At 25.8% G+C, this 25243-nt stretch carries 22 protein-coding genes; 12 read left to right on the forward strand and 10 right to left on the reverse strand.

The features are described 5' to 3' along the window. The gene (gene gltB / locus AMYT_RS09860) at positions 1–4437 is read right to left on the reverse strand and encodes a glutamate synthase large subunit (RefSeq protein ID WP_114842380.1); all 4437 of its coding nucleotides are present in this window, start codon (positions 4435–4437) and stop codon (positions 1–3) included. A gap of 486 nt (positions 4438–4923) precedes the next feature. On the opposite strand from gltB, the gene AMYT_RS09865 reads away from it, so the two are divergent. The 3 genes from AMYT_RS09865 to AMYT_RS09875 are packed head-to-tail and all read left to right on the forward strand — an operon-like array spanning position 4924 to position 7892. After that, positions 4924–5982, forward strand: coding sequence for a TRAP transporter substrate-binding protein (locus AMYT_RS09865; protein ID WP_191287665.1), 1059 nt, complete (start codon positions 4924–4926; stop codon positions 5980–5982). A gap of 6 nt (positions 5983–5988) precedes the next feature. Further along, positions 5989–6615 carry a TRAP transporter small permease gene (locus tag AMYT_RS09870; protein ID WP_114842381.1) on the forward strand — a complete coding sequence of 209 codons (627 nt, stop codon included), beginning with the start codon at positions 5989–5991 and terminating at the stop codon, positions 6613–6615. Continuing rightward, entirely contained in the window at positions 6612–7892 is a 1281-nt protein-coding gene (locus AMYT_RS09875; protein WP_114842382.1) for a TRAP transporter large permease, read from the forward strand. Before AMYT_RS09870 ends, AMYT_RS09875 begins: the two co-directional genes overlap by 4 nt. 179 nt (positions 7893–8071) lie before the next feature. Here the strand turns inward: AMYT_RS09875 and AMYT_RS09880 are convergent, their stop codons facing one another. Continuing rightward, positions 8072–9628: a sensor histidine kinase gene (locus AMYT_RS09880; protein ID WP_114842383.1), complete on the reverse strand. Its 1557-nt coding sequence runs from the start codon at positions 9626–9628 to the stop codon at positions 8072–8074. A 97-nt stretch (positions 9629–9725) separates the two neighbouring features. Between AMYT_RS09880 and AMYT_RS09885 the strand changes: the two genes are divergently transcribed. After that, positions 9726–10409: a response regulator transcription factor gene (locus AMYT_RS09885; RefSeq protein ID WP_114842384.1), complete on the forward strand. Its 684-nt coding sequence runs from the start codon at positions 9726–9728 to the stop codon at positions 10407–10409. Here AMYT_RS09885 and AMYT_RS09890 read toward each other — a convergent pair. Together AMYT_RS09890 and AMYT_RS09895 are read right to left on the reverse strand one after the other, a co-directional pair. Continuing rightward, positions 10398–11189, reverse strand: a complete 792-nt coding sequence (locus AMYT_RS09890; protein ID WP_114842385.1) for an EI24 domain-containing protein — start codon at positions 11187–11189, stop codon at positions 10398–10400. The genes AMYT_RS09885 and AMYT_RS09890 overlap by 12 nt on opposite strands. Further along, a complete protein-coding gene (locus AMYT_RS09895; RefSeq protein WP_322934332.1) occupies positions 11182–12087 on the reverse strand; it encodes a radical SAM/SPASM domain-containing protein in 906 nt (301 codons plus the stop codon). The genes AMYT_RS09890 and AMYT_RS09895 overlap by 8 nt, the downstream gene beginning before the upstream one ends. Before the next feature lie 441 nt (positions 12088–12528). On the opposite strand from AMYT_RS09895, the gene AMYT_RS09900 reads away from it, so the two are divergent. After that, positions 12529–13533, forward strand: coding sequence for an adenosine deaminase (locus AMYT_RS09900; protein WP_114842387.1), 1005 nt, complete (start codon positions 12529–12531; stop codon positions 13531–13533). A gap of 16 nt (positions 13534–13549) precedes the next feature. On the opposite strand, the gene dgt is transcribed toward AMYT_RS09900, so the two are convergent. Beyond that, positions 13550–15019, reverse strand: coding sequence for a dGTPase (dgt, locus tag AMYT_RS09905; protein WP_114842388.1), 1470 nt, complete (start codon positions 15017–15019; stop codon positions 13550–13552). A gap of 79 nt (positions 15020–15098) precedes the next feature. Here dgt and AMYT_RS09910 point away from each other — a divergent pair, with 79 nt between their 5' ends. Further along, positions 15099–15422: a hypothetical protein gene (locus tag AMYT_RS09910; protein WP_114842389.1), complete on the forward strand. Its 324-nt coding sequence runs from the start codon at positions 15099–15101 to the stop codon at positions 15420–15422. A 15-nt stretch (positions 15423–15437) separates the two neighbouring features. On the opposite strand, the gene AMYT_RS09915 is transcribed toward AMYT_RS09910, so the two are convergent. Together AMYT_RS09915 and AMYT_RS09920 are read right to left on the reverse strand one after the other, a co-directional pair. Beyond that, positions 15438–15647: a tautomerase family protein gene (locus AMYT_RS09915; RefSeq protein ID WP_114842390.1), complete on the reverse strand. Its 210-nt coding sequence runs from the start codon at positions 15645–15647 to the stop codon at positions 15438–15440. After that, positions 15634–16812 carry a YbfB/YjiJ family MFS transporter gene (locus AMYT_RS09920; protein WP_114842391.1) on the reverse strand — a complete coding sequence of 393 codons (1179 nt, stop codon included), beginning with the start codon at positions 16810–16812 and terminating at the stop codon, positions 15634–15636. Before AMYT_RS09920 ends, AMYT_RS09915 begins: the two co-directional genes overlap by 14 nt. An 88-nt stretch (positions 16813–16900) precedes the next feature. Here AMYT_RS09920 and AMYT_RS09925 point away from each other — a divergent pair, with 88 nt between their 5' ends. The 3 genes from AMYT_RS09925 to AMYT_RS09935 all read left to right on the forward strand — a co-directional run bounded on the left by AMYT_RS09925 (position 16901) and on the right by AMYT_RS09935 (position 19517). After that, complete coding sequence (locus AMYT_RS09925; protein WP_114842392.1) at positions 16901–17728, forward strand: LysR family transcriptional regulator; 828 nt, start codon at positions 16901–16903, stop codon at positions 17726–17728. Positions 17729–17853: 125 nt separating this feature from the next. Then, on the forward strand, positions 17854–19044 hold the full coding sequence (locus tag AMYT_RS09930; protein ID WP_114842393.1) for a DEAD/DEAH box helicase: 1191 nt from the start codon (positions 17854–17856) through the stop codon (positions 19042–19044). After that, positions 19044–19517, forward strand: coding sequence for a DUF2721 domain-containing protein (locus AMYT_RS09935; RefSeq protein WP_196779008.1), 474 nt, complete (start codon positions 19044–19046; stop codon positions 19515–19517). Before AMYT_RS09930 ends, AMYT_RS09935 begins: the two co-directional genes overlap by 1 nt. Here the strand turns inward: AMYT_RS09935 and AMYT_RS09940 are convergent. From AMYT_RS09940 to AMYT_RS09950, 3 genes are read right to left on the reverse strand one after another with little or no spacing between them, the layout of a single operon-like run. After that, positions 19514–20041 carry a 3'-5' exonuclease gene (locus AMYT_RS09940; protein ID WP_114842394.1) on the reverse strand — a complete coding sequence of 176 codons (528 nt, stop codon included), beginning with the start codon at positions 20039–20041 and terminating at the stop codon, positions 19514–19516. The genes AMYT_RS09935 and AMYT_RS09940 overlap by 4 nt on opposite strands. Beyond that, a complete protein-coding gene (locus AMYT_RS09945; protein ID WP_114842395.1) occupies positions 20041–20814 on the reverse strand; it encodes an ion transporter in 774 nt (257 codons plus the stop codon). Before AMYT_RS09945 ends, AMYT_RS09940 begins: the two co-directional genes overlap by 1 nt. A 45-nt stretch (positions 20815–20859) precedes the next feature. Then, positions 20860–21654 (reverse strand): hypothetical protein, encoded by a 795-nt coding sequence (locus AMYT_RS09950; protein WP_114842396.1) that lies wholly within the window; start codon positions 21652–21654, stop codon positions 20860–20862. A 196-nt stretch (positions 21655–21850) separates the two neighbouring features. Here AMYT_RS09950 and AMYT_RS09955 point away from each other — a divergent pair, with 196 nt between their 5' ends. From AMYT_RS09955 to AMYT_RS09965, 3 genes are all read left to right on the forward strand, one after another. Next, complete coding sequence (locus AMYT_RS09955) at positions 21851–23692, forward strand: 7TM diverse intracellular signaling domain-containing protein (RefSeq protein ID WP_114842397.1); 1842 nt, start codon at positions 21851–21853, stop codon at positions 23690–23692. After that, positions 23685–24353, forward strand: coding sequence for a response regulator (locus AMYT_RS09960; protein ID WP_114842398.1), 669 nt, complete (start codon positions 23685–23687; stop codon positions 24351–24353). Before AMYT_RS09955 ends, AMYT_RS09960 begins: the two co-directional genes overlap by 8 nt. 119 nt (positions 24354–24472) lie before the next feature. Continuing rightward, complete coding sequence (locus AMYT_RS09965) at positions 24473–25231, forward strand: N-acyl amino acid synthase FeeM domain-containing protein (RefSeq protein ID WP_114842399.1); 759 nt, start codon at positions 24473–24475, stop codon at positions 25229–25231. The last annotated feature ends 12 nt before the right edge of the window (positions 25232–25243 follow it).

A 25243-nucleotide genomic window follows, 5' to 3' on the forward strand; every position in this document is an offset into this window, starting at 1 on the left:
TTAGTCTCCATTCTCTGGGTCTAATGGTAATACAGTCATATTTTTTGGTTTTACCATCCAGAAGTTTCTTATTTCTGCTCTAAAATTATCTAAAATTGATTCAGCTTTTTCACTTCCAGTCTCATTTAAATAATCAACTAATAATCTTTTTAAATATAATCTTTCTCTTTCTGTATCATCTGTATCAATTCTTACAGCTTCAATTAATTCTTGGTTCATTTTATCAACAAATGTTTTTTGATCATCATAAATAAATGCTAATCCACCTGTCATACCAGCACCAAAATTAATCCCTGTAGGTCCTAAAATAACAATAATACCACCTGTCATATATTCACAAGCATTATCACCAGTTCCTTCAACTACTGCTGTACATCCTGAGTTTCTAACAGCAAATCTCTCACCTGCTGTTGCTTTAACATAAAGTGTTCCACCAGTTGCACCATATAAACATGTATTACCAATACCAGCAAAGTTTTTACCTTGATGTAATGGATTAATGATGATTTTTCCACCATTCATACCTTTACCAACATAGTCATTTGCAACACCATCTAATTGTAAAGTCATACCTTTACTTAAAAATGCACCAAATGATTGCCCAGCAGTACCTTTTAAATTAATATTAATTGTATCTTCAGGAAGACCTGCATCCCCATAAAATTTAGCAATTTCACCTGAAATTAATGCACCAAAACTTCTGTTTAAGTTACAAATTTCTTCATTTATTTTTACTTTTAAAGTTGGTTTTTCAATTGCTCTATGTACTTTTTTAAGAACTTCTTTTTCAAATTTATTTTTATCAAATGGTTCATTTGATTCTTTTTGACAAGTATCAATTCCCTCAACTCTTCTTAAAATATTTTGAAAATCAAATTTTTGTGCAAATTCATCATCAATAACTTTTAATAAGTCACTTCTACCAACTATTTCTTCCATAGTTTTGTAACCAAGCTTAGCTAGAATTTCTCTAACATCTTCTGCTAAGAATGTAAAGTAAGAGATTAATCTTTCAACTGTTCCAGTGAAGTGTTCTCTTAAATCTTCATCTTGTGTAGCAACACCAACAGAACATTTATTTGTATGACAAATTCTTAAGATTTTACAACCTAATAGTGTTAATGAAGCAGTACCAAAAGCATAAGATTCAGCACCAAGCATAGCAGCCTTAATTACATCAAGACCTGTTTTTAATCCACCATCTGTTTGTAAATGTACAAACTCTCTTAAGTGATTAACTTTTAAAGCATTATGAGCCTCAACTAAACCTAATTCCCAAGGATTACCTGCATGTTTAATTGATGTTAAAGGAGCAGCACCAGTTCCTCCATCTCCACCAGAGATAATAATCTTATCTGCATATGCTTTTGCCACACCAGCAGCAATTGTTCCAACACCTAAAGATGATACTAGTTTTACAGTGATTTTTGCTTCTGGATTAACTTGTTTTAAGTCAAAAATTAATTGAGCTAAATCTTCAATTGAATAAATATCATGGTGTGGTGGTGGCGAAATTAATGTAACACCTGCAACTGTATGTCTAAGTGTTGCAATAAGTGGCGTTACTTTATGTCCTGGTAATTGTCCACCTTCACCTGGTTTTGCACCTTGTGCAACTTTAATTTGTAACTCTTCTGCACTTCTTAAATATCCAGGAGTAACCCCAAATCTTCCAGAAGCAACTTGTTTAATTTTTGAGTTTTTTAAAGTATTAAATCTTTTTGGATCTTCTCCACCCTCACCTGAGTTAGATGAACCTCCAATAGTATTCATAGCCATTGCTAAAGCTTCATGAGCTTCTGGTGATATAGAACCACATGACATAGCAGCAGTTGCAAATCTTTTAAATATCTCTTCTTTTGATTCAACTTCACTAATATCAATAGCTTGTCTATCAGAATTAAAATCTAAGAAATCTCTAATAAATTTTTTATCTCTGTTTTCAACTAACTCTTTTAAACTTTTAAAATCAGAAATATCTTCTTTTTTTGTTGCATTTTTATTATGCATTGCTTTAGTCATTGCTGGACCATAATCGTGATATTCACCACCATCAATATATTTATAAAATCCTCCTAAATCAAGAGGGAACATATGATGATTATCATAAAATGCATTATAATGAGATTTTTCTATTCTTTTTTCAATATCTAAATAGCAAAGCCCACATAATTCACTATGTGCACCTTCAAAACACTCAGTTACGATTTTATCAGATAATCCAATTACATCAAATAATGCTGAATTTCTATAACTTGCAACAGTTGAAATTCCCATTTTAGACATAATTTTTAATAAACCTGCATTCATAGATTTTTGAGTATTTTTAAGTAGTCTTTGTAACTCATATTTTGAAATTTCTTTTCTTTCATATAAAGCTACTACTGTTGCATACATCATATATGGATAAATAGCAGTTACACCAAATGCAAGAAGTACAGCAGCCATATGTGGATCATATACTTCACCTGTAACAGATACTATACAAACACAATGTCTAATTCCCTCTTTTAATAATAATTGATTAACATAACCAACTGCCATTGCCATTGGAATTAATTTTTTAGCTTTAGAAATTTTTCTATCATCTAAAATAACAACTGCAACATTATCATTTTTTACAGAATCAACTACTTTTTTACCTAATGCTTTTAAGCTTGTTTCTAAATCATTTTCAAAAGTTGTAGAGAATATTTTATTTTTATAATATTCATCATATCTTGGAGATTTTGTATTCCCAAAAGAGTAAAGTACATCATATTTTTCTTTCATTAAAATAGGACTTGCAACTTTTAATCTTTTTGCATATTCCTCTTTTTCATCTAAAATATTATGTAGTCTTCCAAACCCAGTTTCTAAAGACATAACAACTTTTTCTCTATAAGGGTCAATTGGAGGGTTTGTAACTTGTGCAAATTTTTGTCTAAAGAAATCTGTAAAATTTCTATTTACTTTTGAAAATGCTGCAAGTGGAGTATCATCTCCCATTGATCCAACTGGTTCTTTTCCATCTTTTGCCATTGGCTCAATAACTTGATCAATTGCTTCATAAGTAATATTAAAATATTTTTGTTTTTTTTCTATTTCTTCTAATTTATAATCATCAATTTCTAAAAATGACTCATCAATATACTCTTGTAAATATCTCATTCCATTATTTAGCCATTTTGAATAGTTTTGAGATGATTTTAAATAGTTGTTAATATCTTCTTCTTTTAATATTTTTCCATATTTTAAATCAAGAGCAATCATTTGACCAGATTGTAGCCTTCCTCTTTCTAAAATATTGTTTTCATCTAAATCTAATGTTCCATATTCAGAAGTAATATATAATTTTTTATCTTTAGTAATAACATATTTAGATGGTCTTAAACCATTTCTATCAATTAAACATCCAATATGTCTTCCATCAGTTAATGAAACTGCAGCTGGACCATCCCAAGCTTCCATTGCTGCTGCTGTATATTCATAAAATGCTCTTAAATCAGAATCCATATGAGGAGAGTTTTGCCAAGGTGCTGGAACTAAACTTCTTGCAGCTTTAAAAAAGTCTACTCCATTTGCTAACATAAACTCAAACATATTATCTAAAGAAGTAGAATCCGAACCATTTTTTTGTAAAATAGGTAAAATTCTTTTTAATTCTTCTTCTGAAAATACTTCAGATTTAATATTCTCAGATTTTATTTCAACACTAAATCTATTTGCTTCAACAGAGTTAATCTCACCATTATGTGCAATAGCTCTAAATGGTTGAGCTAATCTCCATTGAGGTAAAGTATTTGTTGAAAATCTTTGATGAAATAGTGAAAATGAAATTTTAAAATCTTCATCTCTTAAATCAACATAAAAATGTTTAATATGCGTAGGCATAATTAGCCCTTTGTACGCAATTACTTTTGAAGAAAATGTAGGGATATAGAAATCTTTTTTATCTTTTAATTTATGTTCACACTCTTTTCTTGTTAAATATAATAGTGCATCAAATCTCTTTGATGACATTAAAGTATTTGGTGTTACAAATACTTGAATAATATGAGGTAAAGTATCTAAAGCTTGTTGTCCTAAAGCATCAGTATCTATAGGTACAGTCCTTGTCATTAATACTTTTAAATCATTATTTTCACAAAATTCATTAAATACTTCAATATCTTTTAAATCTCTTGTAAAAATCATAGCTACCGCATAAGTTTCAGGTAAATCAATACCTTGCTCACTAGTAACCTTTCTCATAAAATAATCTGGCATTGATAATAATAATCCAGATCCATCTCCCGTTTTACCATCCGCTGCTACTGCACCTCTGTGCATCATTCTCTCTAGCGAAGTAATAGCATCTTCTAAGTTTTCATGACTTGGTTTGTTCTCTAAATGAGCAACTAAACCAAAACCACAGTTATCTTTAAAAGATGTTAATAAGTCTAAATTAGAACCCATCATTTTCCTTTTTATTAATATAGTATAATTATTATATCCCTTAGTAAAAGTCTAATAATATAACAAAATAATATTTAAAAAATGGTTAAAAACAGTGTCTAAGCATAAATTAAGTTTATTTTAGCCTATTTTTTAGGTGGTTACAAGAAGGTACCCAATAAAAAATTACTATTTTTTTATTATGTGTGTAAAAAATTTTATATTTTTTTCATTTTTTCAAGACCTAAAAAAAATTATTTTTTAATTTTTTATTGAAAGTTAATTTATTTTTTTAAGCTAGAGATAATAAATATATATACTTTTTACTTTTTTGCTATTTTATTGCTACTATTTTAAGTTTTTCTTATAATTAACATATGACCAATATACCACAAAATCGGCTACTGTACAATTTTTATACATAAATTTTAAAATTTACATTTTTTTACATAATAATTACATAACTTTACATTATAATTTTCTTGTAAACAAAATCAAGGAGTAAAAATGACAAAAATCATGAAAGGTATAGTATCTAGTGCTGTAGTAGCTTCAGCATTATTTTTTACAGGTTGTGGTGACAACAAAGGTGACTCTAAGGAAACTAAAGCTTCAGCAGAAACTGCAAAGCAAACATATACACTTAAGTTCTCGCATGTTGTAAGTCCAAACACACCAAAAGGAAAAGCAGCTGATTACTTTGAAAAAAGATTAGAAGAGCTAACAAATGGACAAATTGATGTTCAAGTTTATCCTTCTTCTCAATTATATAATGATAATGCAGTATTAAAAGCATTGAAATTAGACTCTGTTCAAATGGCAGCACCAAGTTTCTCAAAATTTGGTAAAATTGTTCCTCAATTAGCTTTATTTGATTTACCATTTTTATTTAAAGATATAGACCATCTACATAGGGTACAAGATGGAGAAGTAGGAAATGCTTTAAAAGGTATGGTAACAGAAAAAGGATATAAAGCATTAGCTTTCTGGGATAATCACTTTAAACAATTCTCTTCTTCTAAAAAAGCATTATTAATGCCAGAAGATGCTGAAGGTCAAAAATTTAGAATTATGTCTTCAAAAGTTCTTGAAGCACAATTTCATGCAGTTGGAGCAAATCCACAAATGATGCCTTTCTCTGAAGTATATTCAGGGTTACAACAAGGGGTTATTGATGCAGCTGAAAACCCAATTTCAAACATCTATACTAAAAAATTCCACGAAGTACAAAAATACTTAACAATTTCTAACCACGGATACTTAGGTTATTTAGTTGTTATGAGTGAAAAATTCTGGAATTCTTTAACACCTGAGTTACAAGCAAAAGTTGAACAAGCTATGAAAGAAGCAACAGATAAAGAAAGAGAATTTGCTGAAGCTTTAAATACTGAGCAATTTAACTTAATTAAAGAATATGCAGAAAAAACTGGTAAATTAGAAATCTTTACATTAACTGAAGAACAAAGAGAAGCGTGGAGAAAAGCTGTAAGTAAAATCTACCCTGACTTCTATGATAAAGAAGTTATTGGTGAAGATCTAATTAAGAAAACTTTAGCAACGGAATAATTTACTATGACTATTTTTAATATTATTAGTAAAATAATAGGTCATATAAATCAAAAAATCGCAGTAGTGGGAATCACTGCTGGGGTTGTTGTAGCTTTTGTAAATGTTGTAGCTAGATACCTTTTTGATGCTTCATTTACTTGGGCAACGGAACTTACTATTTTCTCATTTTTATGGAGTGTATTTTTTGCAGCAGCATATTGCTTTAAAAAAGATGCTCATATTGCTGTAACTGTAGTTTTAGATGTTGTACCTTCAAGAATTGCAAAAATTATGTTATTAATTTCTCACTTAGTTACTTTTATATTTTTATGTGCTGTTGCATATTTTGGATATAAATATCTATTTGTAGTTATTGACTTAGATGAAAAATCAATAGACTTATGGAATACACCTATGTGGATTATTTATTTAGTTATTCCTGTGTCTTTCTCTTTTGGTGCTTACAGAGTTGCTGAGAGAATTCATGGAATTTTAAGTACAAGTCATGACAAAATTTTAAAAGAAACAGAAGCTGAACAAGTACTTGCTGATATGGGTATGGGTGCTAAAGAGCATAAGGATAATGAAAACGTGAAAAAACTAAATGAAATGGTTAAAGAAGTAGAAAAGAAAACAGGAGGACTACTATGAGTGTAGCAGTATTATTTGGTATATTTTTCTTCCTTGTTATTCTTGGAACTCCTATTGCTATTTGTTTAGGTGCAGCAACATTTGTAACATTAGTTTTATTTACACCTATTTCACCTATTGAAATTTCAGCGATGATGTTTGATAAGATTGAGCACTACTCACTTATGGCAATTCCTATGTTTATTTTTGCTGGTAACTTACTAAGTAAAGGAAGTGCAGCACAAAGAATTATTGAGTTTGCTAAATCAGTTGTAGGACATTTACCAGGTGGTTTACCAATTTCTGCAATTTTTGCATCAATTATTTTTGCAGCAGTTTCAGGAAGTTCACCTGCAACAGTTGTTGCAATTGGATCTATTATGTTTGGTGCAATTATGCAAGCAGGTTATCCTAAAAAATATGCTGTTGGAACTATTGCAACAGCAGGTTCATTAGGTATTTTAATCCCTCCTTCAATTGTATTAATTGTATATGGTGTAACTGCAGAAGTTTCTATTGGTAAGCTATTTATGGCTGGAGTTATCCCTGGTATTTTACTAGGTATTATGCTTATGGTTGTAACTTATATTGGTGCAAGAAGATTAGGGTTTGAAAGAACTGAACCACAACCTTTTAAAGTTAGATTAAAGAAAATGAAAGATGCTTCATGGGGACTTTTAACAATTGTTATTGTTATTGGTGGTATCTATGGAGGTGTTTTCACTCCAACAGAAGCAGCAGCTGTTGCTTGTATGTGGGCATTTTTTGTATCAGTATTTATTTATAGAGATATTAAATTTAGTGAATTATATTCAACTGCTTTAGAATCAGCAAAAACAACTGCAATGATTATGTTTATTATTGCAAATGCAATGTTATTTGCTCACTTCTTAACAATTGAAAATATTCCACAAGCAATTACAGAAGCTTTAGTTGAAGCAAATGTAAATAAATATATGTTCCTTTTAATGGTTAATTTACTTCTAATTTTAGCTGGTTCATTTATGGAGCCAAGTGCTATTATTATGATTATGGTACCATTATTACTTCCAGTTGCAATTGCACTTGGAATTGATCCAATTCACTTTGGTATTGTTATTACAATTAATATGGAACTTGGGATGGTTTCCCCACCAGTTGGACTTAACCTCTTTGTTACAAGTGGTTTAACAGGTATGTCTATTAAAGATGTTATTATTGCAGCATTCCCATGGACAATGACAATTTTAGCAGGATTAATACTTGTAACTTATGTTCCAGATATTGCTTTATTCTTACCTAACTTAATGTTTGGATAAGATAAATTAAATTTTCTTCCTAAAAAGTAAGAGTTTTTACTCTTACTTTTTTTTTATCTAAAAGGTTTTTAAATGAATTATGAAGAGTTTACAAATGAACTTATAAGTTTTTCTATTGTTGCTTTAGTAGTTTTATTTCTTGCTTATTTAACAAAGAAAAAACAAGACCAATATAAAGATTAGTCTTTAGGAATAGAGATTGAAAATCTTGCTCCATTTTGAGTATTTTGAGCTTTTAATTCCCCATTTATATTTTTTTCCACAATAATTTTTGACATATAAAGACCAATACCTGTTCCATCACTATCTTTTTTAGTAGTAAAATATGGCTCAAAGATTTTTTCAATTGGAGTTACATCTATACCTTTTCCATTGTCTTCAATAAATAAAATCACTTTATCTTCTAGCTCTTGTGAATAGATTTTTATTTTTGGATTTTTAATTTTATTAAGTATAAGTTCATCTTTTGCATTTGACATTATATTTAAAACAACTTGTTCAAATTCGTTTAAATAAGTATCAAGCTCAATATTTTCATCAATTTGCATTTCAATATTTATATAATTATTTGTTAAAGCACTTGAAAGAATAGTCATAACTGATTCAACTGCCGTATATAGTTGAAATTTTTGTTTATCTTTTTTAGGTAAAAAAAAGTTTCTAAAATCTTCAATTGTATGAGACATATAATCTAAAACCCTTTCTGCTTCTTGTGATTTTTGATCCATTGTCTCTTTATCTAAACTATTCATATTGTATTTAAATTTAATAAACATTAATATTGATGAAAGTTCAGAAAGGGGTTGTCTCCATTGATGTGCAATATTAGAAATCATCTCACCTAAGGCAATAAACCTAGATTTTTGAACTAATAGCTGTTCTTGCTCTCTATTTTTTGCAACCTCTTCTTTTACTCTTCGTTCTAAGCTTTCATTTAATTGCATTAATTCATCAGATTTTGCTTTTACTTTATCTTGATAGTTATTTAATACCTCATCAATTTTTTTTGAAATTAAAATAGAAATAACAATTGCAATTGTTAAAAATAGTAAAAATAATAAAATATTTTGAATAACTTGTTCTTTAATTCGATTTTTTAAATCTTCTCTTTTTAAGCTTATTTCTTTTTCAATATCATCTGTATAAACTCCAATAGCAATTACCCAATTCCATTGCGGATATAATCTAAAATATGACACCTTTTGTTTTATTTCATCTGAATTTGGTTTTTTATAAGCATATTGATTAAATGACTCTCCATTTAATCTAATATTATTCATAAACTCCTCCCGAAACTTTTTGCCATTTTCATCTTTATAATTTGTAGAAATATAAGAACCTAATAAATCAGGTCTATTTGGGTTTACAATCATCCTAGCAAAATCATCTCCACCTTCCATCTTTTTAATTTCATATACAAAAAAGTAATCACTTTTTTTTGCTTGAAAAGAGATATTATTTAAAAGTCTTATAGTATCCTCTTTTAATTCTTTTTCAGAGTGTGTATCCTTAATAAGATTGTAATTTAAAATATCAATTACTGTATCTACTTCTTTTTTTAAAATTGCTTTTTGATTATTATAATATTCATGTACATATTTTTGCATTTGTTTTTCAAAATTTGCATAAGTATTTTTTACATAAAAATAAGAGATCATAAAAATCATTGAAGACATAATTATTATAAAAATATAAATGGTCATTTTTGAAATATTTTTTTCTGTTATAAGTTGCAAAGTTCTTCCTAATATAAACTTCTAAGTATTTTGATTTATGCTGTACTTAGGCTTTTTTTTGATATGATACCATATCTTTTCTAATAAGGATTTTACTATGAATCAAGACTTAATTAAGCAATTAAGTAGCTTCAATTTGCTTTATGTTGAAGATGAAGAAGGTATTAGAAATAATATCTATGAAATTCTAAAACATATGTTTAAAAATTTATATTTGGCAAAAAATGCCCAAGAAGCCTATAAACTTTATCAAGAGAAAAGACCTGATTTAATCATTACTGATATTAGAATGCCAAAAGAGACAGGAATTGAATTAATAAAAAGAATAAGAAAAACTGACTCAAAAGTTAGAGTAATAATTACATCAGCTCATACAGATTTAGAGTATATGTTAGAGGCAACAGAACTTCATTTAGTAAAATATATTATTAAGCCTATTACTGAAGCTAAATTAACAGAAGCTTTAGAGGCCTTTATTAAAAGTTATGAAACTGCACCTGTATATAATCTAATTTCTAAATGGATATATGATGAAAGTAAATCTTGTGTAATTGGACCAGAAGTAGAACATATCTTAACAAAAAAAGAAAATGCCTTTTTAAAGCTTTTAATAAATAAAAATAGAATTATTACATATGAAGAGATGGAAACACAAATTTGGGATGATTCAAATATTATGACTCCAAATGCTATGAGACTTTTTATTAAAAATTTTAGAAAAAAATTACCAGATGGTATTTTAAAAAATATTCAAGGTACTGGCTATAGATTAGTTATTTAAAAACTTATCTATAGCAGTATTATTTCCCTTTATTTTTCCTAACTCTATAAAATATCCATGTCCTAAATATATTACAAAAAAAACGGCTGAAAAAAGTGTAATAAAAGGTACTAATGAAAGCATATATAACAAAAAAGTTCTAATTCTAAAACTATTTTTTTCTTTTTTATAAATTACATTAAACTCTTCATTACTTAAAATTGTTGAAGCCACATCATAATTTAATAGTTTATGAAAAAAGTAATAAATAGGTATATTAAAAGCTATAATATTTATAAAAGGAATAAAATATAAAGGAATTAAAATAATAAATAAAAATACCATTACAAATAAACTTTTTATTAATATAAATAAAGGACTTAATAAACTTCCATGACCACTCATAGGTAAAGAACTATAATGTCTTTTATGAATAACTTTTAAAATAAAAGGTGTTAAAAATCCAATTATTACTAAAGTTAAAAAAACTGAAAACATCATAATAAAAATTATTCCAACTGTATATACTAAAAATCCAACCAACCAAGCCGTAATTGAATATTGAAGTAAAAAATTTGCCCAATCATAATAAAAAGGTGCATTTTCATCAATTATTACATTTTGTCCATTTTGAACCTGAGTTATCATAATATCAAGATTTTCTAAACCATATCCTGCAGCACTAAAAAATAAAATATACATTACTAAAAGAGTAAATAAAAGTGGTAAAAGTGCAAACTTTAACATTTTTTTTGTAAAAAAATCTTTTAAACTAATATTTACTAATTCTACTTCATTCATTATTTTCCTTTCTATCAAATCTAGTTCTATAATCACACTTTTGGCATAATTCTTCAACTACTATACCATTTTTAAAACCATTTTGAATCTCTTTTACTCTTTTTGTATTTAAAATCTCTTCTATTTTACTATTATTTATATTTCCTAAATTAATACATGCATTTTGATCTAAACAACAAGGAATTACCTCCCCACTACTTAAAATACCAAAATGAGAATCTAAACCATAACAAAAACCTTTAGCTGAAACTATATTATTGTTTAAACTTGGCCAATTAAAATACTCATCAAAATTAAAAAATATTTTTTTAGCAACTCTTATATTTTTAGGTTTTGTTTTATAAATCTCTTCCACATCTAAATTTGAATTAAAAAAATCATTTGTATATTTAAAAACTTTTTTATTAAACTCTTTTGCACTTAAACTTTCATCTAAATTCCAAATTCTTAGATTTATAAAGTATTCATGCTGTTTTTCTTGTGCATATTTTATAAAAGAAAAAATTGGTTCTAAATATTGTTCTAAACTCTTTTTATGAGAGTTTGCATTATATGAATTTATAGAGAAATTTATCTGCTTTATTGTTTTATTCATTAAAGCTTTATAGTGTTTAAACGAGATATTATTAGCTGTAGTTGTAAGATTTACTTTTAAATTATATTTATTGCTAATATTTAAATATTCCTCTAAATTTGATAAAACTAAAGGATCACCTACAATATGATATGCCAACTCTTTAGTAATATCTTTTAATTGAAAATTTAATTTATCAAATTGTTCTAAACTCATAGTAGCATTTGGTTTGATTTTGGGAGGACAAAAGGTACATTTTAAATTACAAATATTTGTAATTTCTATATGAACTTTTCTAAATTTTTTTATAATAAAGCCTTTTATATTTTTTCAAAATTGTATCAAAATGTTAATATTTTTAATATAAAAAACCTCCATAGTAACTCACTATGGAGGTAAATAAGGTATATATAGTGTCTAACTGTAAGTATTTTGCTTTTTTCAAAGCACCTTAAGCTTTTGTAATAACTTTTAAGTTAAAAGATTACAATCATAAACCATATTTATGGTGGTGTTGGTTGTTTTTTAACAACATCAACTATAAGTTCAAATACCTTTTAAACCTCTAGTTTTTTTACAGAAAGCTTCTTTATTTAATTGTTTTTGCAATCGCACCTCCTTGTAATCTTTATATAATGTAATTGTATAGCTAATAATATTAAAGTTTGAGAAAGTTTAAAACTAATTAAAAAAATTAATGAAAAAAGGTTAAAGGATTTAATCTCTTTTTTGTTATAAATGCATTCTAAATAAAAAGGATTTTAAATGTTAGATTTTATTAATAATATCCCAAAAGCAGAATTACATTTACATATAGAAGGTTCACTAGAGCCAGAGTTAATGTTTTCTTTAGCACAAAAAAACAATATAAAATTACCCTATAAAAATATACAAGAAGTTAAAGATGCCTATAATTTCACTAATTTACAATCATTTTTAGATTTATATTATAATGGAGCAAAAGTTTTAATTACACAACAAGACTTTTACGATTTAACTTTTGAATATTTAAAAAAGTGTCATAAACAAAAGATTTTGCATACAGAAATATTTTTTGATCCACAAACTCATACACATAGAGGGATTGAATTTAGCACCGTACTAAATGGTATTAAACAAGCATTAAACGACGCCAAAAATGAATTTAAAATAAGCTCAAAATTAATAATGTGCTTTTTAAGACATTTAAGCCAAGAAGATGCTTTTAAAACTTTAGAACAAGCCCTTGAATTTAAAGAAGATATAATAGCAATTGGTCTTGATTCATCAGAAATTGGTAATCCTCCAAGTAAATTTGAAAAGGTTTTTAAAAAAGCAAAAGAGTTAGGTTTTAAACTTGTTGCCCATGCAGGAGAAGAGGCTTCTTATGAATATATAAATGAAGCATTAGATTTATTAGAAGTAAATAGAATAGACCATGGGGTTCAAGCTATACAAAATGAACAGCTAATGAAAAGACTTAAACAAATGCAAATTGCACTTACTGTTTGTCCCTTATCAAATACAAAGCTAAAAGTTTTTGAAACTATGCAAGAACATAATATTAAAAAGATGTTAGACTTTGGGATAAATGTAACTATAAACTCAGATGACCCAGCTTATTTTGGTGGATATTTAAATGAAAATTTTATAGCAGTTTATAAAGCTTTAGATTTATCAAAACAACAAATTATTCAATTGGCTAAAAACTCTTTTAATTCTTCTTTTATATCAATAGAAGAAAAACAAGACTATATAAAACAAATTGATGAATTTGTAAAAAACAATTAAGAAGGGAAACTCCTTCTTAAACTGCACTTAGTTTTTTAAACTCATCTAAAGCAAAATCATCTGTCATTCCAGAAATATAATCAATTATTAATCTTGCTCTATAATACCACTCTAAAAGATTAAATTTTTCAATATCAGTTTTATCTAGTTCTTCAACTGCTTTAGAATAAGCAACAATATGTTTTGAAGATAATCTTCCAATAAGTCTTGCTGAAACAAAACACTGTATTTTTTGTTTTGATACTAGCTTTAAAAACTCCTGGCTTGTAAGTTGCAATATTGGTTTATAACAATTTAAAAGACCATGTAAAATTGCATGTCCTTTTAACTCTAAGGCTTGCTTTTCTTTATTATTATAAATATATTTAATAGAAATATTTTGTAAAATCTCTATTGTTAAAGAGTATTTATTTGTTTTATCATAATCAAGTAAGGCTTTATTAAAAGTTCCTTCAAAAATCTCTTGATGATTTTCTAAATATACCTTTGAGACATATTTAACTAAATGATTTATTAAATTAGCTCTTGTTAAAGTTAGAAATAAGTTAAATTGATAAGGTTCATCTTCTTGTTCTTTAACTTTCTTATAATATTTTTCCACTAAATCTAATAAAAAATTTTCCTCTTTATTATATTTTTTATTTACTATTTTTGATTCTTCTATAATATATTTATATAAATCATCCAAACTAAATACACCTTTATCAACAGCATCTTCAATATCTGCTGTTAAATAAGAAATATCATCAGCTGCTTCCATAATATATGTAAGAGGGAATCTACAACCTTGCTTTATATCTAAAGCTTGACATACTTGTTTTACAAAATCTTTTTCAGAGTAATAAAATCCAGGTTTCTTTTTTAGATAATTTAAGTTATCCTCACCACTTGGTTTTCTTTGAAAAGCCCCTCTTGTATATTTTAAAACAGATGCTATTTGAGAATAAGATAGATTTAATCTTTGAAGATATTTTATTATTCTAATAGCTTGTGCATTTCCATCATAATTTGTAATATCTTCAATAAGTTCTTCTTTTAAAGCAATATTATTTAAAGAAACCTCTCCATAAAGATTATCTAAACACTTAATTGCAACATTTTTCATCCAATCATTTATTGATAACTCTGCAAAATGTCCAAAAGGAGGGTTTCCTATATCATGAAGTAAACTTGACATCTCAGAAATTGAAATAAAAGCAGCTTCTAAACCTTCTAAATGAAACTCTTTTAACTTTCCTTGTATTTTTATTTCTTGTAAAATAGTTCTTGCTATATACCTTGCATTTTGTTGTACTTCAAGAGAGTGAGTTAATCTACTTCTAACTGCTGCATTTAACTCTAAAGGAAAAACTTGAGTTCTTTTTTGTAGTCTTCTAAAAGCTGGAGTTGAAATAATTCTTCCCCTATCACTTTCAACTGAGATTTCTAAATCTTCTATTGGATAATGTTCTCTATGTGTAGTAATCTTTTTTCTATAATCTATCATTACAAAGCTCTTTTTTATTTTTAAAACGAATTATAACTTATTTGCAGTTATAATTGCATTTTGTAAAAAGGAAGATAAAATGGAAATGCTTTTAAATGAATATGATATGGTAGTTGGTGCCAAATTTGAAGAAGGAACTATTCAAGATTATATTGATGATAAAAAAACTTTTGGTTTAATAAGAATAGAAAACTCAACTGCAAATTGGTTTTTATATAATGATTTAGATAGTGATGAAGAAAGTAAAGAGTTATATAATGAAGTTATTAAAAAAAATCACTTTATTCATGATGAATTTGGAGAAAAAATAGTATTATTTAATAAATCTGGACAAATATCATATGAAGAGTTTGTAAAAAAAATAAATGATTATATAGAAGATGGTTTAGGACAAATTATATAAAGCTTAGTTAAAAAACTAAGCTTTATTTTTTCTTATATTTGTAATTGTCTCTCCACCAATAGCATAATTATCAGTATTAACTTCTTCAATTACAACTACAGTGCTTTTTTCACCTCTATTAAAAATCTCACTAAAAGCTTGCGTTAGTTTTTTTGCTAACAGCTCTTTTTGTTCTTTTGTTGCACCACCATCTTCATGGGTCATTTTTACATTAATTATTGGCATATAAATACTCCTTTTTTTTATTTAAAAATAAAATTATTACTCCTAAAAACATTATAAATGCTGTTAGATATAAAGTTGAATCATAATTTTTATATTTTTCTATTAAAGCAATGGCATATAAAGGTGCTACTATTTGCCCTACTCCATAAGAACTAGTTAAAGCACCCATTAAAAATGCAGGATTTGAACTTGCTATTTTTCCACCTAAATTTAAAAACAATCCAACTAAAGCTATAAATGTTCCACCATATAAAATAGCACTTAGAAGATTTAAAAATAAATTTGTAGTATAAATAGGTATTAAAATACTTGCTATTAATAATAACATACAAATAAGTATTATATTTACACTTCCAAAACTATATGCTAATCTCATCCAAATTATACAAGAAGGAATCCCAGAAAGACCCACAAGAAGCCAGGAAATAGAACCAAAACCTTCTAAACCTTTTATACTATTTATAATATCAGGTAAAAAAGTTCCTTGAATTACAAAACCTACTCCAACTGTAAAATATGTAAAAATTAAAACTATTACAAATAAATCAAATTTAAAAGGTTTTCCTTTTATTTTATTAAAATTTATACTTTTTTGTTCATTTAAAATATAAAAAGAATAAGAACCTAAAATTATTACTAAAATAGCCAAAATTATCCAAGCTTTTTCCCAAGTATTATTTTGTAAAACAACTCTATTTATAATATCTGTTACAGCAATAGAAAAACCAATTCCTGAAAAATGTATTCCCATTGCTTTTGTTTTATCTTCAAACTTTAATCTACTCATAACTAATGAAGAACCTACAACCATAAGCATAGCAGAACCAAAACCAGCAATAAATCTTGAAACTATCCAAATAAAATCATTTGTATTTAGTCCCAAAAAAATAGTAGTAAAAAAGCAAATAATTAACCCTATTCTAAAAAATAAAATTTTTTTTGATAGCTCTTTTAAAAAAATTGCAAAAATAGCTCCTAATAAATATCCAAAATAGTTAATTGAAGCTAATAGCCCTGCAAAACTAATATCTATTCTATGTTCTAACATAGAAGGTAAAAGTGAAGTAAAAGCAAACCTAGCTACTCCCATCCCTACAATCAATGCAAATATACCAGCAAGTATAATACTCACATTGTTTTCTCTATTAAAAAAAATCTCTCTCATAGTTAAACCTAAATTTTTCTGTTATAATATCACTAAAAATGATTGATTGTCAAATAATCAATCACTATAAATGATATAAGGATTAGTGATGGATTCAAATTTACTAAAAGTTTTTTTATGCGTTGCAACATTAAAAAGTTTTTCAAAAGCAGCACTTGAACTTGATTGTGCCCAATCAAATGTAACAGCAAGAATTAAACAACTTGAAAAAAATATTGGTTTTAATCTTTTTCATAGAGTTTCAAAAGGTGTAGTTTTAACCGATGTTGCTATAAAACTACTTCCGTTAGCACAAGAAATTATTCAAAAAATACAAAATGCAGAACAATTACTTCTACATATGAAGCATAGTGAAAACTTAAAAATTGGTTCAACAGAATCAAATGCAGCCACAAGAATAATTACTTTATTATCAAAAATAGATAATAAATATCCAAATATGAAACTTGAACTTACAACTGGACCAACACAAGAGATAAAAGAGTTATTATTAGATTATAAAATTGATATTGGCTTTATAAGTGGAAAACCATTAGAAAAAGAGTTTAAGATTTTAAAAGAGTATAAAGAAAAAATAGTTTTATTAAAATCTTTAAAAAAAGAACCTGCAAAAAATATTTTAACTTTTAAAAAAGGATGTACATATAGAAAATATTTAGATGCTTATTTAAAACAACAACAACAATTAGATTATAAAAATATTGAATTTGGTAGCTTGGAGACAATTTTAGGCTGTGTTAAAATGGGAATGGGAATAACTATACTTCCTTTATCTTTTATTCAAAGGTTTGAACATACAAAAGACTTAGAAATAAAATACCTTCCTAAAGAAATAGAAAATATTCATACATATATGATTTGTAGAGTTGATAATGAACCATTAATTTCATCTTTTTTAAAAAAACTAGAGTTATAAAATAATATGTTATAATTTCGCAAACTAATTAAAAAGGACATATTATCGAAAAATTTGGTTCATTACAATTTTCGGAAGAAATTTTAAATGCGATAAATGATTTAGGATATGAAAATCCAACTTCAATTCAAAAAAAAGCTATTGTAAAACTTTTAAATAAACATGATCTAATAGCTGCTGCTAAAAGTGGGACAGGGAAAACTGCTGCTTTTTTATTACCTATTTTAGAACTATTAAAAAATGAAATAGATTATGAAAAACCTAGAGTACCTAGAGTTTTAATTGTTGTTCCAACAAGGGAATTAGTTAATCAAATTTCAAATAATATAAAAGATTTATCAAAATATTTAGATATTAAAAGTGCAGTTGCATATGGCGGTAAAAGTAATAAACAACAAGCTTTAAAATTACAAAAAGGTGTAGATATAATTGTAGCAACACCAGGTAGATTAATTGATTTTATTGAAAATAAAGTTTTAGATATTTCAAGTGTAAATAGAGTTATTTTAGATGAAGCAGATACAATGCTTGAAATGGGATTTTTAGAAGAAATTGAAAAGATTTTACAAAAAGTTTCAGTATCAAGACAAATTGCAATGTTCTCTGCAACAATTTCTCAAAATGTAAAAAAGCTTGCAAAAAAGTTTTTAAAGACTCCTTGTGTTATTGAGCTTACAGATGTTAGACAAAGAGTAGATATTATTGAGCATACTGCTTATAAAGTTGATAGTTTTAGAAAAACAGAAATGTTATCATTTTTAATTGGCTCAAAAAATTATGAACAAGTTTTAGTTTTTGTAAATATGAAAAAAACAGCAGATGAAATAGCAGAACATTTTAATTTAGATGGACTAAAAACTCTTTGTATTCATGGAGATATTAAACAAAGTGCAAGAGCAAAAGCATTAAAAGATTTTAAAAGTGGAAAAATCAGGGTTTTAGTAGCTACTGATATAGCAGCAAGAGGTATAGATATACAAGAACTTCCTTATGTTGTAAACTATGAATTACCACAAAGTACAGATGATTTTACACATAGAGTGGGAAGAACTGGAAGAGCTGGGAAAAATGGAGTTGCTATTACTTTAGCTTGTGCCAAAGAGTATAAACAATTAGAAGAAATTGAAAAAGATTTAATGATTACTTTTAAAAGAGTAGTTTTAGAAGGGTTTGAATTAACAGAAAAACAGCCAAGAGGCTTTAAAAAGAAAAAGAAAAAATTAACAGAGAAAAAACAAGTTGAAAAACCTGTAAAAAAAGTAAAATCTAAAAAAACAACAAAAAGAGATGCAAATAGAAACTTTAGGAAAAAATAGTGAGCTCACTTAATATAGAAATAACAACACCAGCTTTACTTTTTCCTGCCATTTCATTGCTGTTATTAGCTTATACAAATAGATTTTTAACTACAGGACAACTAATAAGAGGTCTTAGTGCAAATGCAAGAGATGGCAAAGTTCCAAAGGCTTCAAAACAAATTAGAAATCTAAAAAAAAGAGTTTCTTTAATAAAAGCTATGCAAATATATGGAGTATTATCATTAATACTTTGTACAATTTCTATGTTTTTGATTTTTTTAGAACAAAACTTTGCTGGAGAGCTTCTTTTTGGGATTAGCTTAGTTGCTATGACTTTATCTTTATTTATTGCATTGTATGAAATTTCTATTTCAGTAAATGCCATAAATTATGAGCTAGAAGGTATTAAAAGATATTCTAAAGCACATAATAAAAAAGAGAAAAAAAGTATAGAAGAAGAAATAGAAGAGGAAGAAGAGTTAAACTCTTAATACCTCATCTTATTAAAATAGTTCATTATTTTTAAAATCTCATATGTTTTAGTAACATCATATGTAGCTGTATGATGTTTTTTGCTATCAAACTCTATTCCATAAAAGTTACAAGTTTCATTAAGCTTTGGATTTTTTATATTACCTCTTGCATCTTTTAAATTTAAAATATATTTATTTTCTCTCATTGTACAAATGTGATTTTTAAAATATATTTTTTTATTTAAATGCCTTAATTCAAAAGAGATATTATGAGCAATTAAAGTATCACTTCCTTTACAAAAAGAAAAGAAATCTTCATCTTCACTAAAATAAGAAGCATAAGACTTATCTTTTCTATAATCTAAGATTAACTCAGGAGTTAATCTATGAATAGCATAAGAGTAAGGATTAACAGGGTATCTTGAAAGATAGTATCTATGAAACTTATCTAAAACCTTATAATCTTCATTTATTTTTACAGCTGCTACTTCTATTACATCACCAACACTAGAACTATTTGTTTCAAAATCTAAAATTATCATTACTCTTTGCCATTTTGTTTTATTATAAGTTGTTTTAACTCTTCAAGTTGAAGTTTTAAAGATTGTATTTCTTTTAGTTCTTCAGATTTTTCTTCATTTTGTGTACCTTTAATTGTAAAAATTGCATCCACAATTAAACCAATAAATAAATTTACCATAATAAAAGTTACAACTAAAATATATATTACAAAGAATATCCAAGCATAAGGATGTTGCTCCATAATTGGTCTTGCTATTCCCATAGACCAACTCTCTAAGGTCATAACTTGAAAAAGAGTATACATACTTTCTCCTAAAGTTCCAAACCATTGAGGAAAAGTATTAGCAAAAAGATTTGTAGCCATTATTGCAAAAACATAAAAGAAAAGTAATAAAACCATAGAAACAGAAGCAATTCCAGGAATTACACCTATAAGTGCTCCTATTATAGTTCTCATTTGAGGAATTATAGTTAAAAGCCTAAATAGTCTTAAAACTCGAAGAACTCTTAAAATTGATAAACCATCATTTGCAGGAATTAAAGAAATTGCAACTACAAAAAAGTCAAAAAGACTCCAGGAATCTTTAAAAAATTTAGCTTTATGCACATAAATTCTTAATATAATTTCAATTGTAAAAATAGAAATTATTACTCTATCAATAAGCTCTAAAATAGTACCATAAGAAGAGACTATTTTAGTAGAAGTACCTAAACCTAAAGTAATTCCATTAAGTATTATTAAAAAAACAATAAAGTTTTGAAACTTTTTTGATTCAATTAGATTTTTTATCAAATTAACCTCTTAATATAAAATTTTTGCAATTTTATATTAAGAATATTAACAATTTACTAATACTATCTCTTCACAATTAGTAAAAATAAATTTTTTTATATATTTTGAAGCTAAGATTTTTAAATAATTTTGTATTTCTAAAGAGATATTATCATATATTTCTATGGTACAATAGGCTTTTTTTGAATTATAAAAAAGTGATTCAATATATTTAGCAAAAGAGTTCTCTTCAAGCTCTATTATAAAATCTTCCATTTGCTTTATCTCTTCATAGTTATTTTCTCTACTTGCATATAAAATATCACTATTTTCTAAAATATAATTTTTTTTCAAATTATCAAACTTATTATATTTATATATTAAATTTAACTCTTTTAATTTTTCTAAATCTAAATTCAAATTAGTAGAAATTTTTTCTTTTTCAAAAAAATCAATTACTTTAATAGTATCCAAAATTAAAATATCATTTAAACTTTTAAAACTATCATCAATAATTCTTGCAAAACAGATATATCTTGGCATCATTACAGGTATCATATTCTTTAAATCTTCATATGACTTTTTTAAATTTAAAATTGAAAGTTGCATAAAATTTGAATCTTCATAAGTAAAAGAAATATTTAAATTTAAATCTTTTTCTTCTTTTTTTATTTTTATAATATTTAATGATAAAAGGTATATTTTATTATCTTTTTCAAATTTTAAAATTAAATCTTTTTTTCTATTATTCCTATCTTTTTTAATAGATATAATTTTACCTTCCACTTCATTTTCAAATGCTTTTTTAACATAAAAGTTGAATTCATCAATAATATTTTCTATAATTTCATTACTACTCATAGTCTCTCCAAGATTATTTACTTTTAAAAAAAGACCTATTTAAATCTTTTATAAATACAACCTGTATTAAAAATCTTTTAATTTAAAAGATTATAACTTTTTAATGTCACAATTCACGTCACAATTCAGAAGTTTTATTCAAATGATAATAATTTAGTTTAGAGTATAATATAACTAAATAATTATAGGTTTTTTCATGTATATTTATAGACTATTATTATTGCTTTGTTTAGTTACTTTTTCTTTTGGGAAAGTTATAGAAATCGATGATAAAACCGATTTTGAAGAACTTTTATCAAAAAGTTCTATTTATTTGGATTATGAAAATACTTTATCTATAAAACAAATACTAAATAATAATATCCAATTTAAAAATAATAATGAAAAGTTATTAGGATTTGGCTATTCTCCAAAGTTTACAGTTTGGATAAAAATTCAGCTGCATAATAAAAGTGAAAAAACTTTACATAAAATTATTGAATATGATAATGCACTTACAACAAATATTACTTTTTATTCTTCAACTAATAATTACAAACCACACAATGAAGGATTAAAACATATAACAAAAGATAGAAAAAGTATTAATCCTATTTTTAAAATAACTTTAGAACCCAAACAAACAGCTACTTACTATATTAAAAGTTTTTCATATATTACTACTTTAATTGTAAAATTAAATCTTTGGGATAATAATAAGTTTTATGAAGAAGAGATACATCATCAAGTAATACTTGCTTTATTTTTTGGAGCAATGTCAATTTTAGGCTTATATAATTTATTTATTTTCTTTTTTACAAAAGATAGAAGTTATTTATATTATGTTTTATATATTTTTGGGATTATGCTTCATCATTTAATGTATGTGGGAGTTACAAATGTCTATTTAATTCCTCACTATTTTCTAATGGATTTTATAAAATATGCAACTTTTATCGTAGGTTTTCCTGCACTAGCATTAGCTCTTTTTACAAAAAGTTTTTTAAGAACATCACAATACCCTATTTTTAACAAAATTTTAAATATCTATTTAATTGCTTTTCCTTTTTTATTAACAATTTTTTTAATTACAGATGAACTTAATAAATATAGAAATATTTTCTCTGTTATTTTACTTATTTTTTTAGTAGTTATTACTGTTTATGCAGCTTTTAAAAAAAATAGACAAGCATATTTTGTACTTTTTGGATGGTTTATATTTCTAACAGCAGGTATGTTTATGTATTTATCAAGTGTTGGCATATTAAATATTTTTACAAAATTTCCATATTATATAGAAATCTCTTTAGTATTAGAAGCAATTATTTTCTCTGTTGCTTTAGCAGATAGAATAAAACAACTACAAAAAGATAAAGAAGAAGCAAATAAAAAATTAATTTTACAACAAAAAAATGAGCAAAAAAGATTAAGAGAAAAAGTAAATGAAAAAACACGAGATTTAAAAATAGCTTTAGATGAGAAGGGTCTTTTATTAAAAGAGCTTAATCATAGAGTAAAAAATAATATGCAAACAATTGTCTCTTTAATAAGACTTCAAAGTGATGATATTGAAGATGAAAAACTTCAAGATGTACTAATTACAATTCAAAATAGAATTAGTGCAATGGGACATTTACATGAGCTTTTATATATGCAAGAAAATATTGTAGATGTAGATGCACATAAATATTTTAAGTTACTAATAGATGAAGTAAGACAAAGTTATAGCAGCATAGTAAATATAAATCTTAATACAAAAACAAATCTACAAATGGGTCAAGCAATATATTGTGGATTAATACTTAATGAACTTATATCAAACTCTTTTAAACATGCCTTTAAAAATAAAGAAGGAAATATAGATATTTTACTTGATAAAAAAAATAATGAATATATTTTAATTGTAGAAGATAATGGAGTAGGATTTGACCAAAATAAACCAACAAATTCATTAGGACTTATTCTAATTAAAACCCTTGCAAAAGAACAATTAAAAGGAAATATAGATATAGACTCTAAAAATAAAGTAAAAGTAGAAATTAGGTGGGCAAATGTATAAACTTAAAATATTAATTTTAGAAGATAATAGTATTGTTGCTTTTGAAATAAAAAGAACAGTTGAAAAACTTGGATATGGTGTTACTGATACTACTTCAAATTTTGAAGAAGCAATAAATAGTATGAAATCAAATCCAGCAGATATTGCAATTATGGATATTGATTTAGGAGAAAATAGTAAAGATGGAATAGAAACTGCAAAAGAAGTTCAAAAAATAAAACATATTCCTATTATTTTCCTTACAGCATTTTCAGATAATACAACACTAAGTAAAGCAATTAAACTTGACCCAATTTTTTATTTAACAAAGCCCTTTAAAAGAGAAGATTTAAAAACAAACCTTTTGATAGCTCAAACAAAAATTAAACAAGAAAAATGTTTAGTAAAAATAAATGAACAATTTTCATATGATTTAATAAATAATCACCTTTTTTGTAATGAAGAACCTATAAAATTAAGTAAACAAGAAAAAAAGCTTTTTAATCTTCTTGTGGAAGCTAAAGGTAATCTAGTCTCCTTTGAAACTATTGAGTATGAAGTCTGGCCTGATGGCCCAGTTTCAAATAGTTCTTTAAGAACTTTGCTTTATAGACTTAGAATAAAACTTCAAGCTGATTTAATCGAAACTATCCAATCTTTTGGATGTAAATTAAAATCTTAATTTACATCCTTTCTTTTTATACATTTTCTAATTATTAATCTCTATTATATTCCACTTGTGACGCTATTCTTGACACTGTTTTTTTAACATATTTTAACTTTAACATAAGGAAAGAAAATATGTTCTACATAAATAAAAATAGTTCACTAAATCAACTGCAAGAATTAGTAAAAAAAAGTATTCAAACAGAAGTTGAGTATCTTCCTGATACTTTTATAAAACAGCAACAAATGGCTTTAGAAATCTTTAGAAAAAGAGCTTTTTTAGAAGAAGTAATTGAAAACTGTATAGCTTTCAATAAAAAAATTATCTGGGAAGAAGGTCATAAAAATCTTTTTCTAACTACAACAGCAGAAGAGTTAATAGAAATCTTTAAACTAAGAAGTGATGTATATACAAAACTAAATTATAATAATGAATTTCCAGAAATAATTGAAGGCTTAAATTTTGATAACTATGATTTTAATTCAGCAATTATCTATACTAAAATAAACAATGAAATTACAGGAACATGCAGACTAATTTTTGATTCAGAAAAAAAATTGCCAATTGAAGAAAAAATTAATATGAGTTATATAAAAAATAAATATTCAAAAATTGGAGAAGTTTCAAGACTAACTGTAAAACATAAAACAGAAGGTTTAAATTTGGAGTTTAAAAATCTTACAAAAGGTATTTATTTAATCTTAAAAAATAACCCAATAGATGCAACAATTTCTGTAATTAGTAAAGAACACTTTAAACTATATTCAAAATTTGGAGGTTTTGAAATTGAAAAAGAACTATTAGGATATGGATATTTAAACTCAACTTTTGTTATCACTTCATGGGATCCTTCAAAGATAACTAATTTTTTTAAAAAAGCCTTTTTAAGTTAAGAAGTAGCAACA

It is taken from the genome of Malaciobacter mytili LMG 24559, from assembly GCF_003346775.1.
In the GTDB taxonomy this organism is placed as follows: Bacteria; Campylobacterota; Campylobacteria; order Campylobacterales; family Arcobacteraceae; genus Malaciobacter; species Malaciobacter mytili.